Origin of the sequence: Nostocoides sp. F2B08 (assembly GCF_009184895.1) — a bacterium.
Lineage (GTDB): Bacteria > Actinomycetota > Actinomycetes > Actinomycetales > Dermatophilaceae > F2B08.
In genome coordinates this window covers 59,616-76,666 of the sequence record NZ_WESE01000014.1, presented here as the reverse complement: position 1 = coordinate 76,666, position 17,051 = coordinate 59,616, and the positions used below count along the sequence as shown (strand labels likewise).

At 67.5% G+C, this 17,051-nt stretch carries 6 protein-coding genes; 2 read left to right on the top strand and 4 right to left on the bottom strand.

Annotated elements, in window-relative coordinates; all coding sequences use genetic code 11:
* Positions 1–367: 367 nt before the first annotated feature.
* Together GA707_RS19630 and GA707_RS19625 are read right to left on the bottom strand one after the other, a co-directional pair.
* The gene (locus tag GA707_RS19630) at positions 368–7,111 is read right to left on the bottom strand and encodes a PKD domain-containing protein (RefSeq protein WP_193315451.1); all 6,744 of its coding nucleotides are present in this window, start codon (positions 7,109–7,111) and stop codon (positions 368–370) included.
* A 1,338-nt stretch (positions 7,112–8,449) separates the two neighbouring features.
* Positions 8,450–9,121, bottom strand: a complete 672-nt coding sequence (locus GA707_RS19625; RefSeq protein WP_152180146.1) for a FlgD immunoglobulin-like domain containing protein — start codon at positions 9,119–9,121, stop codon at positions 8,450–8,452.
* An 82-nt stretch (positions 9,122–9,203) separates the two neighbouring features.
* Between GA707_RS19625 and GA707_RS19620 the strand changes: the two genes are divergently transcribed.
* Positions 9,204–9,710, top strand: coding sequence for a hypothetical protein (locus GA707_RS19620; protein WP_152180145.1), 507 nt, complete (start codon positions 9,204–9,206; stop codon positions 9,708–9,710).
* 48 nt (positions 9,711–9,758) lie between these two features.
* Here GA707_RS19620 and GA707_RS21015 read toward each other — a convergent pair whose 3' ends face one another.
* Complete coding sequence (locus GA707_RS21015) at positions 9,759–10,121, bottom strand: hypothetical protein (RefSeq protein ID WP_193315452.1); 363 nt, start codon at positions 10,119–10,121, stop codon at positions 9,759–9,761.
* 245 nt (positions 10,122–10,366) lie between these two features.
* Between GA707_RS21015 and mobF the strand changes: the two genes are divergently transcribed.
* Positions 10,367–15,976: a MobF family relaxase gene (gene mobF, locus GA707_RS19615; RefSeq protein ID WP_152180144.1), complete on the top strand. Its 5,610-nt coding sequence runs from the start codon at positions 10,367–10,369 to the stop codon at positions 15,974–15,976.
* 27 nt (positions 15,977–16,003) lie between these two features.
* On the opposite strand, the gene GA707_RS19610 is transcribed toward mobF, so the two are convergent.
* Positions 16,004–16,987 carry an ATP-dependent DNA ligase gene (locus GA707_RS19610; protein ID WP_152180143.1) on the bottom strand — a complete coding sequence of 328 codons (984 nt, stop codon included), beginning with the start codon at positions 16,985–16,987 and terminating at the stop codon, positions 16,004–16,006.
* Between the last annotated feature and the right edge of the window lie 64 nt (positions 16,988–17,051).

Sequence of the window (17,051 nt, the reverse complement as noted above, 5' to 3'; positions counted from 1 at the left end):
CGCCGACTTACCGGCGACGAAGCGCGGACGCCCCAGGCCCGTCGACTTCGACCACACCATTGGTCCTTGTCGCTACGACGTTGGCCCAGACCATAGGTCAGGGTGACCGGCTGCTCAGCGAATACTGCACCCGTGCCCGACTCTGACCGAGGTGGGACCATTTCGCCGACCGAATCTCGTCCCCCACAGTGAGTCACTCCGCCGGGAATCGGCGTGCTCCGCCACTGGCGAGTGCCTAGATCGTGTCACTTCGGGGGCGCGGGCAGCCGTGTCTCGCGGTCACTGACCCTGACCCTTAGCTTGCTCGTCCACTCCTTGCCGTGCAGCGCTCCCCGGAGCCCATTTGCCTCAGCGGCGGAATGTCGCCCTATCGACCCCCCGGCTTTCCTTTGCCTTTGCTTTGGCCCGTTTGGAAGTATGCCGCGAGCACTGATCCGTCGACCGTGCGGACACCCGCCTCGAGGCAATCGGGGTTTGACGTGGGTGTCCAGTGCACCTGGAGCTTACCAGCCTTGACTGCAAGTGAGTCGAGCAGGCTGACGGCAGGGCCGGAGTCTTCTCTAGTCGCGCAATCAATCGGCTGCAGCCAGGCGGAGTGAACGAGGGTCGGATCCAGGAGTTCCGCCGCGCCGTCGCTCACGGCGAACCGCATGGTTACGTCTCCACGGCCCTTGACGTCGTTCCAGGCACCGTCCATGGTCACTGGCTTGTCGAACCCTGTGAGCTGCAGCTCCTCAATGGTGAAGGTCACGCTTGCGACGTTCTCGTTGCCCGCGAGGTCGAGGGCCGTTGCGGTCATCGTGACCGCACCTGGCATGTCGAGTCCCCCAGCGATGATGTCGATCTGACAGTCCGCAGCGAGACCGGATAGTGCGTCTGATGCCTCGCATACCGCTGCGGGGACACTGCCGTAGCGGTACACCGCACCGTTCTCGACTCCCTGGAGCACAACTGTCGGGGCGGTGGTGTCGATGCGTAGAGCCGGTTGGCTTGCCGTCACGGAGTTGCCTGCAGCGTCCGTCGCGGTGGCTGTCACCGGACCAGGGTTGGCTTCCGTGAGCTGGACCATGTCGGGACACGACATCACTCCAGACAGGGCATCTGTACAGAGCCATGAGACGGGTACCGGAGTGTTGTGCCAACCGGCTTCGTTCGGTTCGCCTTGCAGCTGCGGCGTGGCAGTGGGCGCAGTGGTGTCGAGGTTGACCATCACGTCGATCGTCGTTGTGTTTCCAAAGGTGTCGGTGCCTTGGCCTTCGACCTTGATGTCGCTGCCATCCTCAGCCACCGTGACCGGCTCAGTGCAGCTGCTCACGCCGGCCCCCTCGTCGGAGCAGGTGAACGTCACGATCAGTGGCTGGTTGTGCCACCCGCCGTCGTTAGCGGCGCCAGACAACTCGTAGCGGATCGTAGGTCCTGCCGAGTCCACCATCACTTGGATTGACTTGGGGTCTTCCTGATTGCCTGCCTTGTCCACACTGAAGAAGTTGACCGTGTGCGTGCCGTCTGCGTCGATCTCAATGGTCTTTCCTTCTGAAACTGCACCGTCGTCGATCGACCAGTACGTTTCAGCCACACCGGCGAGGTTGTCTGCAGCAGTCAAGGTCAAGAAGAGCGGAGCGGGCCCGCCGACGCTTCCCTCGAGTCGGGTAACCGGCGGCGTTCGATCGATGCTGGCCTCCACCGAGCCGCTGGCGTTGTTGCCCGCACGGTCACCGATTGAAGCGAACGCAGTCAGACCCACGCCTTCGCCCGACAGGACCGAATCATCGGGACAAGTTCCCTCGATGCCTGACAACGCGTCCGTGCAGATCCAGGAAGCGGTGACATCGCTGTTGTGCCAGCCAAACTCATTGGCCGCAGGCAACAGCGATCCGTTGATGTCTGGCGGCGTCAGATCGACGTTGATGTCGCCTTGTTCCGCTGCGGTGGTGTTCCCGGCGAGGTCGCTGACCTCTGCACTGACCGTTTGTCCGCCTCCCTCACCGATCACCTGAGGTTGAGGGCAGGTGTCAATTCCGGATGTTTGGTCGTCGCAGACGAAGGACACTGTGGCTTCGGTGTTCCGCCATCCTTGTGCATTCGCCTCGGGGGCAACACGAGTTTCCACCGCGGGTGCGGCAGTGTCGACGTCGACCGGTCCGAAGGTGCCCTGGCCGCATCGGCCCTCCGCGTCACAGACTTCCTCGGAGGTGACCTCCACGGCGGCGCCGTCCGGCACCGGTGTCGGCGGCGGCGGCGGCAACGTCGCTCCCCGGTAATCGACGGCAGTCCATGTCACGATGGGCTGTTCCAGGTGCCAACCGCTGGCCGCCGGATCGCGGTCGATCGACCCTGTGACCACCGGGCGCGCCGTTTCCGCGTCGAGCGGAGTGATCGGGTTCGACGGGAGCGATGGGATGGATGTGCCGTGCTCGTTGGTGGCGGTGACCGTGAAGGTGTATTCGACGCCGCTCATCAGCTCGGAGAGGGTGGCGGAGGTCTCCTGTGCGGTCACGGTTACATGGTGCCCGGCAGGCATGGAACTCACCGTGTAGCTGGTGATGGGTGCGCCGTTGTCGGCCGGCGCTTGCCAGGTGAGCGAGGCGCTGCCTACCCCCGGCGAGGCTTGAACGTTGCGCGGCGCGCCCGGTGCTGTCGCCCGAACGAGATCGACCGTGAGGCTATGTGAGGCGTCAGCGCTAAGGGCCAAGACTTCGGCTTCCTCAAGCGTGGCCGCGTTCAGATAGAAGTAGTCGCGGTACCCAGTGGCGGTTGCTCCGAGCCGGACGGCCTCGGCTGGGAATGTGTTGAACTGGAATTCCCCGTCAGGGCCGGTCGAGGTCGACGCGAGCACGTCCGGGGCGTCCGCAGCGAACAAGGAGACTGTGGCGTTCCCGACTGGCTCGCCCGCATCCAAGACTCGACCCGAGACTGCAGCGGACGGCTCGCTGGATTCGAGGGCCACTTCTTGGGCCTCACCCGCGCCGGCCGCATTCACGGCGCGCACGACGACCGTGTATTTCGCGTCGGCGACCAGTCCCGAAAGAGTCGCACTCAAGGTGTCCGCGGCGATCGATATGGCCGGCTCCTCCTCACCGTCCTTGGTCAGGACGACCTGGTACCCAGTGACGACCGCGCCGCCGTTCGTTGTCGGCGGGGACCATGAGACTTCGGCGGTGTCTCCGCTTCGGCTCGCCGAGACGTCTCGGGGCGGTGAGGGGGGGCCTGCGATGTCGGTGGGGACGCTGATCGTCGCAGAGCCGACAGCACCGCTTGTGTCGGTCACTCGCAAGCTGAGAACTGGGAATCCTTCGCCAGCGAAAGTAGCTCGGACCGCGGGTCCCGCGACCACATCGCCGCTGGGCAGTGTCCACTCGAACGCTGCAAGGTCGGCGTCGCCGGGTGAACTGGCGGCGGCGTCGAAGATGAACTCGCCCGGCAGGTTTCCGGATGTCACCGTCGCACGTGCGATGGGGCTGATGGGAAGTTCCTGTTCGGCGACGACGTCGACCTGTGCGTACTTGGTGGTGGGATTCGGCTCGCTTGTCGCCGTGATTGTCCAGGGACCCTGTTCGGGTGAGGGAACCTCGTAACCAAGGCCACCACTGGCCAGCTGCGTCGGGGTGACGTCGACCGGCGCTCCTGTGGGAGACGTGAACTCAAGCGCAACCGCTGGCACAGATGTCGATGCGACCAGTCTCGCGTGGTGCTCCGACACGGTGACAGTTCCGAGGGTCTGACTTGAGGTCTCGGCTCCTAGGACAAATCGGGAGGAGATGGACTGGCCGAGTTCCCTTGCGAACGCGTCGGCGTACAACTGCTGGCCCTTGACGTTCGGGTGGAAGGAAGCGCTCATCCACTTCCAGTCCTCGATGACTTCCGCGGGTATCGGGTTGAACGCGAGGGGCTCGGTGATCGATCCGCCCTTGCAGAGCTCATATCCGTTGAAGGTGCTCGCTCCGACGACCTGCAGGGTGGCACCGCTTCCCAGCGCGCGCAGCTGTTGACGGGCTTCGGTTGCGGCGATGCGGATCTCGTTGTTGATGGTGTCAACGATGTCGTTGGTGAGCTGCCGCTCCACCGGGGACATTGCAAGGGCCCATTCGGGCAGAATCGTCGGCGGCTGCGTGAACGGGGTGACCGCGCAGTACTCGTCCAGGGATCCAACCGTCGACAGGTGAGGATACATACCTATGAGGATCTGGGCACTCGGTGCCTCAGTGCCAAGCGTCACGTAGGTCCGGGTCAGTCGGTCACGAAGGGTCCCGTCGATCAGGTTGACCGGCGTGGCTCGACGGTTGAGGTCGAACTCTCCGTGGACGGCCTTGTCGGCGAGCCTGTAGGCGTTCCAGGCACACTTCATCTTGCTGACCGGGTCAGGGCTGGCGCAGGCCTGAGCGAAGTTCGCGATCTGAATCACCGTGTACCAGTCGCTCACCGGGCCCAGACACAGCTCGGACAGGACGCAGTACGTCGCGATGTCGGCGAAGGCAACGTCATTGCCGCCCACGGTCAGTGTGATGACATCCGTGAACTCGCTGACGTGGTCGATCTGCGGGTCCTCGCCGCTGTTGCGCGGGTTGGGCTCGACGAAGTCAGCCGTGACGGCGCCACTGCAGGCGTGGAACTCAGCCGGTTGAAGATCGGCCTCAAGATTCGCCGACAGGATCCTCGAGTACGACCCGACCGATCGGTGACACTTGTTAGCCGAGTCATCGGTGCCCGTCTCATACCGAGGTGCACCTTCACCGGAGGAGAAGGAGTCGCCAAGGCTCACATAGCGAGCTGCGCCAACCCCAACCCGGTGCCCGTATATCGGCTGCCCATCGTGCCCCTCGGAAACCACGGTGAAGTAGCGTCCGTCGGCGCGATCCGTTGACGGCACGACTGTCTGATAGTGGTTCTCCACGGCATTCATGACTGGGTAGTCGACAGGCATCCACGTCTCACCGCTGGTGAGCAGCTGTCGCGAGTACACCTTGTAGTTGCGCACCGACTGCCCCTCGTCAAGGGCCGGAGGCATCCAATCCAAGAACTGGACATCACCCTCCACCCCCTTGACCACCTCTACGGCGACCGCCTGGGGCTGCCTGGTCGTAGTGAAGTCTTCATTGTCACGCACGACCAGTTCCGACGGGATTGTGACGTTGCCCCCCACCTGCTGGATGAAACTCATGCTCTCGACGAGCTCCATGAAATCGACGTTGTCACTGCCGATACCCGGGAAGATCGTCCACCGCGCGGTAAACGGATTGTCGGTGCTGATCACAGCCTGCGTCTGAATCGGTTGCACCTCAGGTGCGAGGAAGTAGTCCGCGATTAGCCGATCCGGTTCCTCAGGCGGACCCAGAATCTCGAGTGCGGCGTTGTAAACCGGGACATCGGCGATCGTGCTCTTGAGTTCGGCCTCGATCGTGTACGGAGCCCACTGCTGCGCGTACTTGTCAACGAAGATGGTGAGCTTGAGAGCGTCGCCGCCGACGACCTTGAGCGGACTGGACGTGACGGCCCGCATCAAGATGGGCTTGCCGATCGGTTCCACGAGGCCGCTGTATGCGGCGCTCAGGTCGTAGTCGCCCTGCTCGTCGCCGCGCACCGCCCACGTCACCTGTTCCGACGAACCGGGCTGGATCGCCGGGATGTCGTAACTGAGAGCCTGCACTTCTCGCGTGGGAGCCAGGCTGAGACCGCGCGGCAGGTCAAGGCCGGCCATCCCCTGCTCGAACGTGAAATCGTCAGTGAGGTTTTCAATGACCAGGCTGACGTCGAAGAACTCCTTAAGGTAGGAGGCACGCACCGGCACCACAAGCCACTGCACCATGGGTTGCTCTTCGACGAACTGGATGCGCGGGTAGAAGGCGCGATCACCGCTCAGAATGAAGCAGTCGCCGGTCGGGTCCGTGACACTACATCCCTCCGCAGTCGACCCACTTCCGGACCCGCTGCTGCTAGCCGTAATGGTCGTGCCAGAGGAGTTGTAGACGAGGCGCACCGGGGTAGGTTCTGGCTCGCAGTCCTCTTGACAACCCTTAGGGACGAAATAGAGGTTGATCTCTGCTTCATACACATTCTGGTTGGCGGGATCGGTCACGTCGATCCCGAGGTCGACGATCTCGTCGTACTCGAGCCTCGTGACCGACAGGGTGCTACTCGAGATCTCGCCAGACACCAGATCGACCGACGCCTCGCCGACCCCGTCGATAATGCTCGCTTGAGCGGCCCGCGGCTGGAACCCTGGCGCCCACACATAGAGAGTTGTCTCCCCGTCCGCCAAGCCGGCTAGGCGAGCGACACCGGAACTATCGGTCGACGCTGCTATCCGGGAGCCATCCGGCTGGACCACAATCGCCTCGGCCCCAGCGAGGAGAGCCCCGCCCCCAGTGACTGTCACCGCCAGGCCTGGAACCACCGGCTCCGGCAGAACCGTGATCTCGGCCGTGTCCGTGGCTGTCTCATCACCCCAGCCCACAGTGAGCTCCGCGATGTACGTGCCAGGGGTGCTGTAAGTGTGGCTGACCCGTTCGCCTGTTGCGCTTGACCCGTCGCCCAGGCGCCATTCGTAGGACGTGAGAAGTGCATAAGGGCGAGACGCCGAAGCACTCAGCTCCACCTCCTCACCGACGACCACGCTGCGATCATCGCCAGCGGCGGCAGTGACCGGTTCTGGCGAAGCCGCGACAACCCTCGAGGTACGCGTCGTAGTGAGCTGTCCGTCCGTCACGGAAGCCCTCACCAGGTAGTTCCCCGGCGCACTGTAAGTGTGTGCCAACTCGACGGCGTCTGTGACTGACCCAGCCATCGCGTCGGAGCCGTCGCCGAAGTCAACGACATAGCTGAGGTCGTCGGTCTCTGCGTCATTGGCTGCCAGGGTGGCGATCACGTCAAGGGGTGCTGCACCGGTCGCAGGACTCACGCCGAAGTCAAGCGCAGGAGCAGTGTTAGGAGCGCCCTCCGCCGAGACCGGGATGGATGCAGACGAGTAGCCGCCTTCCCCGTTTGAGACAGACACAAGCACGGTGTAGGTCCCGGGAGCTTCGAACACGTGGTCAAGCGATACTGCCGCATAGGGACTGACCATGGCCATCTGTGTCGTGGGCGAACTGTCGCCCCAATCCACCGTGAGATTCAATGACCGATCCTGGGGATCGGAACCCGCGACCCTCAGCGACACTGAGAGAGGGGCCGGCCCAGAGCCTGGCTCGATGGACGCCTCAAGGGGAATACTGACCGGGTCAATCGCCACGACTCGGGACGCTCCCGAATAGTGGTGCGACCTGCCGAAGGCGTCCTTCCAGGAAATGCTGTGGGTCAGAGTCGCGGGCCCTTGGGCGAATCCCCCCATCGGGTAGGTAGTTCGCCACATTCCGTCAGGTGAGGCGTTGTAAATGCCGAAGCCCTGTCCTGCCAGACCAATGGAGACCTGGGTGAGAGTATGCGTATCTGTGTCTGTAGCCGCCACCTCGAAAACCGGTCGCCCTGACAGTGTTGCCCCCGGAGCCGGCTCACTCAACACCCCAGGCGGTCGCGAATCCACCACCACGGTCGAATCAACGGAGGTACTCAACCCACCTGCATCAGTCACCGTCACTGTCGCTGTATACGTCCCATCAATGACACGNCGGCATCGACCTGATTGGACGACCACGAACAGCCAGGCATCGACCACGACACACCCGAGATGGAGACTCCCTCACGAGGTGTCACCACCAGATCCACCAACCCTGACAGTGTTGCCCCCGGAGCCGGCTCACTCAACACCCCAGGCGGTCGCGAATCCACCACCACGGTCGAATCAACGGAGGTACTCAACCCACCTGCATCAGTCACCGTCACTGTCGCTGTATACGTCCCATCAATGACACGAGTCCCGTCGTCGTCAAGGCCATCCCAGTACTCGATCCTGCCCCGGTCCCCCCGGTACGTGCAGTACTGGCTGGGACCGCGGACTGGCATGGAGCGCACGACCGACCCATCCTCCGCTGTCACCACCCACTGGTAGGTCACCACTGAGCTGTCCTCACACGCCATCGACAACAGCGCGATGTCCCACGTCTCCGGGCCGGTCACCGCCAGCACCTGCTGCGAATAGTCCTGCCCGTAGTACTCCACCCACACCTGCGGCACAGCCGAGTCCAAGACCGTCACACTCGACGAACCCGAGTAGTAATGCGACCTGTTGAACTCATCCCGCCAACTCACCCCGAACGAGAGTTGCCGCTCCCCCGAGGAACACGCAGACACATCCGCCTGAACGCGGAAAACCCCCTCGGCATCGACCTGATTGGACGACCACGAACAGCCAGGCATCGACCACGACACACCCGAGATGGAGACTCCCTCACGAGGTGTCACCACCAGATCCACCAACCCTGACAGTGTTGCCCCCGGAGCCGGCTCACTCAACACCCCAGGCGGTCGCGAATCCACCACCACGGTCGAATCAACGGAGGTACTCAACCCACCTGCATCAGTCACCGTCACTGTCGCTGTATACGTCCNACCACGAACAGCCAGGCATCGACCACGACACACCCGAGATGGAGACTCCCTCACGAGGTGTCACCACCAGATCCACCAACCCTGACAGTGTTGCCCCCGGAGCCGGCTCACTCAACACCCCAGGCGGTCGCGAATCCACCACCACAGGAAGCTGAACCGGCCCAGCTGAGCCGTTGGCATTGGTTGCCGTCGCCTCCAGGACGTAGCCGCCGTCCGCGACGAGGTCGCCGGACTCCGCCCGGCCATCCCATATCACCGAGCTCGTTCCAGAGGAGAATGATTGCTGCAGCGCGAGCATGCTCACAAACGCGTCTCGATCGTCAATCACCCGAATGGTGACGTTGGCCGCTTCGCTCAACGTGAATCGAAACTCGTACGTGTCCTCTTGACCATCGCCGTTGGGGGAGAAGCTCCTGGAAGGGCTTACCGTTGTGATGGACGGGGCGGCATGCGCCAACGCGGGAAAGCAGATGCTGGCAAGCAAGACAATGACGGTCGCCTTGACCAACCCGCGCACAATCCGTCCCAGCATCTGGCCCCCCTCGAACTGCAGGTCAATGTCGCGCGAAACGGTATTGACTCCCGTTGGCCCGGAGGGGTCTGTCGGTCCAGGTGTGGCCAAACGGTTGAGGATCAACACATAAAACGAACCACTTCTACTGGTTGCCTCCTCCGTGGCGGCAAGATGATCTAGGCTCCTTCGCAGTCTGGACTGGGGAGGAATGTTGAAAGCGTCCTACGTTGCCATCGCAGGTGCGGTTGGCATCGCCCTGCTCGGAGGCTGCGGCCAGCAAGACACTCCAGCATCTGGAGTTTCGCAGTTCACGGTGACGGGTGCTCGAGTCTGGCACTACTCGTCCAGCTCTGCCGCCTTGCTGCAGATGCGCGTAACCGCCAGCGAGGACACCCAACTGCTCAAGGTCACGATGGGAGATGGCTCCCCCGGCATTATGCACGACGCCACTGACGCGACCGCGGATGCAGAACCTCCCGAGAATCTCGAGGATGCGCGCCCGGCTGGCGTCGACCTCCCGTTTCTGGGCGAAGAGACGGACAAACTGGAACTACCCGCCAACCAAGAGGTCGCCATCGGATGGCCGGGCCCGTCCATCTCGTTCTCACAGCTTCCAGCGGACCTGGGCACCACTTCCTCGGTGACGCTGACAACGTCAGACGGCCGTGAGACCACAGTCCCTGTCACCGTGGTCTCTGTGGACAGCGACGAGTAGGGGCATCCCAAGTGACCCAGGCCCGAGACCAATACCCGCGCATCTCGTTCATGTCCCACCTTTCCCCTCCTGGGCATCGGGCGGCACGGGTCCCTGGCCGAGACTCACTGTTCCGGTCGAGAACTTGTCATCGTCGACTCGCTGAAGCCGTCTAACGTCTTTGATCGACAGGCCGCACCACTCGGCCGCCTCGCCGGCGGTCAGACCCTCTTCCTCGATCAGAGAGTTGAGCGCTTGTCCAGCGCGCAGTTCGAGGGCTCGGACCCTTTCGTCACGCTCGGCGATGGCGGTGACGATGATGACGCCGAGCCGGCTGCGCCGCTTCTCGCGCTCATCCTGCCGCTGCCGCACCCGCGCCTGCGCATCCAGCGCCGCCCGTCGCGCCGCCTGTCGAACACTCTGATTCGGCATTCCGCCGCGCTCCCTCCAAATGACCCGTTTCTCCGGACATCACCCCTATGCGGACCGACAAGATCTGAGATTCACCAACCCAACGCCGCGACCGAGGTTGACGACGAGGAACCCGCGACGCCTCCCCGGACAAGGTTCCCCTCCCCCCGCGATCCGCGACGACCGACACCCGAAATTCCGAAGGCCACGCCCCTCACACCTCTTGCACGTCGGTGATCCCAGTTTCAACTAGGTGAAGCTAGGGGGTGAGCGTCGCGACCTTGGTGGGCGTGACGATGTCGATCCACAAGCTGACCGCCGGGTCGGGGTATACGTACCTGACCCGGCAGGTCGCGGCCCAGGACCGGGCCGAGCGTGGGCATTCGTCGTTGGCGTCGTACTACACCGAGAAGGGCGAGACCCCGGGCCGGTGGGTCGGCTCCGGACTGGCCGGGTTGGGGGGCATCAGCGCCGGGGATCTGGTGAGCGAGGCGCACATGCTCAACCTCTTCGGCGCCGGTTACCACCCTCTGGCGGAGCAGCTGCGCGCGGCCGCTGCCGAGCACGGCGCCGATGCCCGTGGGCAGGGCCGGGCGGCCCGGCTGGGGAGCCCGTTCCCGCTTTATCCGGGGGATGTCTCTGAGTTCCGGGTGCGGGTGGCGCAGCGCGCCGCAGAGCTCGCCGAGGCTCGGGGTCTTCCGGCCGAGTCGACCGGGACGATCGAGGACCGCGCGAGGGCCCGTAGCGAGGTCGCGACGGCGTTGTTCCGGGAGCGGTTCGGCCGGGATCCGGTCGACGCGCGGGAGCTGTCCGCGCTGGTCGCCAAGGAGTCCCGTCCGCGCACGAACGCGGTCGCCGGCTACGACCTGTCGTTCTCGCCGGTGAAGTCGGTGAGCACGCTGTGGGCGCTGGCGCCGGTACCGGTCGCGGCCGTGATCGAGGCCGCCCACGACGCCGCCGTCGCCGACGCCCTGACGTATCTGGAGCGGTCGGCGTTGTTCACGCGGGAGGGCAGCGGCGGGGCCCGGCAGGTCGAGACCCGCGGGCTGGTGGCGGTGGCGTTCACCCACCGTGACTCCCGCGCCGGTGACCCGGACCTGCACACCCATGTCGCGGTCGCGAACAAGGTCCAAGCCCGCGACAGCGGGCGGTGGCTCGCGATCGACGGACGGGTCCTGTACAAGGCGGTTGTGGCCGCCTCCGAGGTGTACAACACTGCGCTGGAGACCCACCTGCGGGACCGTCTCGGGGTCGCGTTCACTGATGTCCCCAACGTCGACCCGCGTAAGCGGCCCACCCGCGAGATCGTCGGCGTCGACCCTGCGCTGGCGGCGCGCTGGTCGACCCGCCGTGCCGACATCACCGCCCGCACCAGCGACCTCGCCCACGCTTTCCAGTCCGCGCACGGCCGGCCCCCCTCGCCGGTGGAGGCGATCCAGCTCGCCCAGCAGGCCACCCTAGAAACCCGCGACGCCAAGCACCCCGCCCGGAGCCTGAACGAGCAGCGCGAGATGTGGGCCGGGCAGGCCCGTCAGGTTCTCGGCGGCGACCACGCCATCCGCGCGATGGTCACCGCCGCCCTCTCCCCCACCACAGCCACCCGGCCTCGCGTCGACGCCGCGTGGGTGCGCGACACAGCGGCCCGGATCGCGGCGACCCTGTCCGGGCGCCGGTCGGTGTGGCAGCAGGTCCACGTCTATGCCGAAGCCCAACGCCAGGCCCGCCGCACCGGCCTGCCCAAGCAGGATCTGGACCGGGTCGTCGGCCTGCTCGTTGACGAGGTCCTCACCACCCATTCGGTCACCCTGGCCCGCCCTGGCGCCGACCCCGCCGAGGACCTGCCGGACGGCTTGCGCCGCAGCGACGGCACATCCGTCTACACGCTCGCCGGCTCCACCCTCTACACCTCCTCGGGGATCCTCGCCGCCGAGGCCCGGATCGTCGCCCGCGCCGGCCAACGCGACGGCTTCCGCGTCCCCGACGCCGCCGTCCAGGCCGCTCTCACCGCAGCTGCCCGCGAGGGGGTGTCGTTGAACGCGGGGCAGGCCACGCTCGTGCGGGAGATGGCGACCTCCGGCGCGTGGGTCCAGCTCGCCATCGCCCCCGCCGGCGCCGGCAAGACCACGGCCATGCGCGCCCTCACCCGCGCGTGGACCGAAGCGGGCGGGCACGTGCTCGGGCTCGCGCCCTCCGCCGCCGCCGCGCATGTTCTCGGCGAGAGCATCGCCGCGACCACCGACACCCTCGCTAAGCTCGCCTGGCATCTCGAGCACCCCGCCCTCGCCGACACACCCGCGTGGATCGGCCAGATCGGGCCGGCCACGCTCGTCATTGTCGACGAGGCCGGGATGGCCGACACCCTCACCCTCGACACCGTCACCGAGCACGTCATCGCCAACGGCGGGTCGGTGCGGCTCATCGGCGATGACCAGCAGCTCGCCGCGCTCGGCGCCGGCGGGGTCCTGCGCGACATCCACGCCACCCACGGCAGCCTGCACCTGTCCGAGCTGATGCGGTTCACGAACCCCGCCGAAGGCGCCGCCTCCCTCGCCCTGCGCGACGGTGCCGTCGAGGCGCTCGGGTTCTACCTCGACCACGACCGGGTCCACGTCGGCGACCTGGCCTCCCTCGCCGACGACGTCTTCACCGCGTGGGCCACCGACCGCGCCGCCGGCGTCGACGCCCTCATGCTCGCCCCCACAAGGGATCTCGTCGCCGACCTCAACCAGCGCGCCCGCGCCCACCGCCTCACCACCACTCCCGGGGCTGCTGCAGACGCAGCGGGCACGGTGGTGTTGGCGGACGGGGCGACCGCCTCGGTCGGGGACACGGTCATCACCCGCGCCAACGACCGGCGCCTGCCGGTGTCGGGAACCGACTTCGTCAAGAACGGCGACCGGTGGACCATCACCGCCCTGCCCGGGGGCGGCAATGTGACCGTCACCGGTATCCGCCACCGCCGCACGTGCACCCTGCCCGCGACGTATGTGGACGCGAGTGTCGAGCTCGGGTACGCCACCACCATCCACACCGCCCAGGGCGTGACCGCCGCGACCAGCCACACCCTGCTCACCGGGACCGAGTCCCGGCAGCTGCTCTACACGGCGGCCACCCGCGGCCAGGCCGGCAACCACCTCTACCTCGACATCGTCGGCGACCCCGACAGCCACGCCCTCATCCGCCCCGAGACCTCCCACCCGCGGACCGCCACCGACCTCCTCGAGGGCATCCTGGCCCGCGACGACTCCGCCCGCTCCGCCACGTCCACCGCACGCGAGCACGACCACCCGGCCGTCCTCCTCGCCCACGCCGCCACCCGCTACACCGACGCGGTCCACCACGCCGCCGAACAGCTCCTCGGCCCGGCTCGCCTCGACCGGCTCGAGACCGGCGCCGAGCAGCTCCTGCCCGGCCTGACCGACGCGCCCGCATGGCCCACCCTCCGCGTCCACCTCATCCTTGCCGCCGCTCACGGCCACCACCCCCTGCGCGACCTGCACGACGCGCTGACCCGCCGCGGCGTCGACACCGCAGCCGACCCGGCCGCCGTCCTCACCTGGCGGCTCGAGCAGCCCGGGGTCGACCCGCGCACCGGCGTGCCCGCCCCGCTGCCGTGGCTGCCCGCCATCCCCCCAGCACTGCTGCGGCACCCGACCTTCGGTCCCTACCTCGTCGCGCGCGCCGAGACCGTCGAGACCCGCACCGCCCTGCTCACCCGCCACCTCGCCGCCACCACCGAGACCCCCGCCTGGGCCGGCCACGGCCAGGCCCGCCCCGCCCGTGAGCTGCTGCACCAGGTGCAGGTGTGGCGGGCCGCCACCGGCGTCGACCCCGCCGACCGCCGACCCACCGGGCCCACCCACCAGTACGGGCCGCTGCGGCGCTACCAGGACACCCTCAACCGTCGACTCGCCACCCACGCCACCCCTGCGCTCCACGAATGGGGACCGGTCCTCGACACCCTCCTGCCCGGCCACCGCGCCGACGCGTACGTCCCGGTCCTCGCGCAGCGGCTCGCCGCCCTCTCCCGTGCCGGCCTCCCCACCAGGACGCTCCTCCAGAATGCCGCCGCGGCCGGGCCGCTGCCCGACGACCACGCCGCGGCCGCTCTGTGGTGGCGCCTGTCCGGGCGCCTCTCCCCCGCCGTCGCCGCCACGACCAGCCACGACATCCCGCTCGCCACGACCTGGACCGAGAGCCTGCCCGACCTGCTCGGCGCCGACACCGCCGTCGAGCTGCAAGCCAGCCCGTGGTGGGGGGCTCTGGTCACCGTCATCGACCACGCCCTCGCCCGAGGACACACCCTCGACCGCTTACTCGCGCGGATCCCAAGGCCTGAGCAGGACCTCGACCCCTGCCAGGGCCTGCTCTGGCGGATCAGCAGCCTCACCACCCCACCCCCCAGCCACGACGACGCCCACGACCCCGCAGACGTCGACTTTGCTGACCATGAGGTCGACCCGGGCGCGGACGAGGTCGCCTGGGCGCCCACCGCCAGCGAGCTCGCCACGCTCCCGCCGATCGACGAGCCGCTCCTCGACGACACCCCCGACGCGCCCGCCGACACCCGAGACAGCGACCCGCTCGCCGAGCCCGGCCAGGTCGAAGCGGCCATCACGTACGCGGCGCTGCTGCGCCAGGCTCCCACCGGGCCCCTGCCGCCGAGCGAGCCGATGATCCAGGCCCAGATCATCCGCGCCATCGAGGCCGACACCTCGCCGGTCACCCCCGAACGCATCGCCGCGCTGAACATTCTGGCCGCCGACTACTACAGCCGCGCCTTCCCCGGCTCCTGGGCCCAGACCTACCTCACCGGCCGGCTCGCCGGCACCGACCTCACCGGCCACCCCACCGTCCGTCCCGGCTATGCACCGGCCGGCTGGACCAGGCTCGTCGACCACCTCGGCGGGCACGGCGCCAGCAGCGAGGAGCTCCTCGCCGCAGGCCTGGCCACCACGACCCGGGACGGGCGGCTCATCGACCGGTTCCGGGACCGGCTCATCCTCCCCGTCACCCGCACAACGGCCACGAACCAGGAGCAGGTGCTCGGGTTCGTCGCCCGCCGCCACCCCCGCCACAGCGACCACACCGGCGGCGGCCCGAAGTACCTCAACACCCCCGACACCGTCCTGTTCCACAAAGGCGCCCAGCTCTACACCGCAGGCACCCAGGCGCTGCTGCGAGAAGGTGTCGTGCCGGTGCTCGTCGAAGGCCCCCTCGACGCCCTCGCCATCACCGCCTCCGGCGAGGGTGGACGCTTCCTCGGGCTCGCACCGCTGGGGACCTCCTTCACCGAAGAGCAGGCCCACCAGCTCGCCACCCTCGCGCACCAGGCCGGGACGTCCCCGGTCGTCGCCGCCGACGCCGACCCCGCCGGACAGCGCGCCACGCAGCGGGCCTACTGGCTGCTCACCCAGCACGACCTCACCCCGGCCACCGTCACCTGGGCACCCGGTAGGGACCCCGCCGACACCCTTGCCCGCGACGGCGCCCGCGCACTCCGCCAGCGGCTCGACGCCGCGACACCGCTGAGTACGCATCTGCTCGACAGTGGCTTGGACGGCACGGCACGCGAGGCGCTGCTCGGCGGGGCCGCGGTCGTCGCCGCCGCTCCCCCGGCCCTGTGGGACGACGGCACCCGACGCATCGCCGACGCCACCGGCCTCCCGGTCCCGGTGGTCCGGCGCGAGCTCGCCCGAGCCCTCCACGACCGCACCACGGACGTGCGCGCCGTCACCCAAACCCACCTCACGACCACCACCAAGCCGGCCCCTGCGACCCAACGCCCGCCGGCGGTCGAGCCCCAGACGCCCCCGCCCCCGGCACCTCGAAGGGCAACCAGTACATCCCCTGGGATCGCTGGTCCGTCACGCTAGCCGCAGCGTCCGTCCTCGGGCCACGGCTCAGGGATGTATGTCGTCGGTGGTGAGGTCGGCGCGCAAGCGCAGGTAGCGCAGCGGGTGCCGGTAGCCGCCGGCGTGCATGGCCGCGTCGGCGAGGACCTCGGCCACGAGCACCGGCTCGACCTTGACCAGCGGCACTTTGTCGCGGCCGGATCCGAACCGGTTCGAGGACACCTCATCCGGCCAGGGATGCTCCGGCCCCGCCGGGGTCAGAGCGTCGGCGAGTTCGACCGCCTGCTCCCTGGCCAGCGGGGTCGTCCTGCCGACGATGTGCAGGACCCCGTCCCTGACCCGGCCCGCGACCACAGTCTCCGGGCGGGTCAGGCTGCCGGTCACGGCCCCGACGATGACGTCGACGCTTTCCCTGCTCTTGACCTTTACCCACGAGCGGCGACCCGGCGCGTACACACCTCTGGCGGCCTTGACCACCAGCCCCTCCACCCCGGCCGGCCGGTAGTCGGTGAACCACTGCCGGGCCGTCTGCTCATCACGGGTGGACGGGGTCAGCTGCAGCGGGGGCCGCCACGACGTCGACAGGTCCTCGAGGATCTCGCGTCGCTCCTGCAACCGGCGAGAGCGCACATCGACGTCACTGACGGCGAGGACGTCGAAGACCATGAAGGTCGCCGGATGCGCCGCCGCCAGGGACGCCAGACCTGACCTGGCGCTGACCAGCCGGCGTTGGAGCAGGTCGAAGTCCAGCCGGTCCCCGTTCCAGATGACCGCCTCCCCGTCGAGCACGGTCCCCGGCGACAGCTGGTCACGGGCCGCGACCGCCAGGTCCGGCAGGCGCCCGGTCAGGTCCTTGCCCTGCCGCGACCACAATCGCACACCCTCCTCGTCGCGGATTGCGACGACGCGGTACCCATCCCACTTCGGCTCATACCGTGCGCCGCCGGGCAGCGAGGCTGCTGCGGGAATGGAGGCCTCGGAGCGGGACAGCGCCACGGTGACCGGCCCGCGCAGATCACCCGGCAGCGTCATGCGTCAAGCATGACCCACGGCCTGCCGGAATCCCCTCGAGCGCCACCGCGCTACTGCCCGGGAC

Coding starts and splice junctions, on each gene's coding strand:
- GA707_RS19620 (WP_152180145.1), top strand. CDS start 9,204: ATGTTGAAAGCGTCCTACGTTGCCATCGCAGGTGCGGTTGGCATCGCC.
- GA707_RS21015 (WP_193315452.1), bottom strand. CDS start 10,121: ATGCCGAATCAGAGTGTTCGACAGGCGGCGCGACGGGCGGCGCTGGAT.
- GA707_RS19610 (WP_152180143.1), bottom strand. CDS start 16,987: ATGACGCTGCCGGGTGATCTGCGCGGGCCGGTCACCGTGGCGCTGTCC.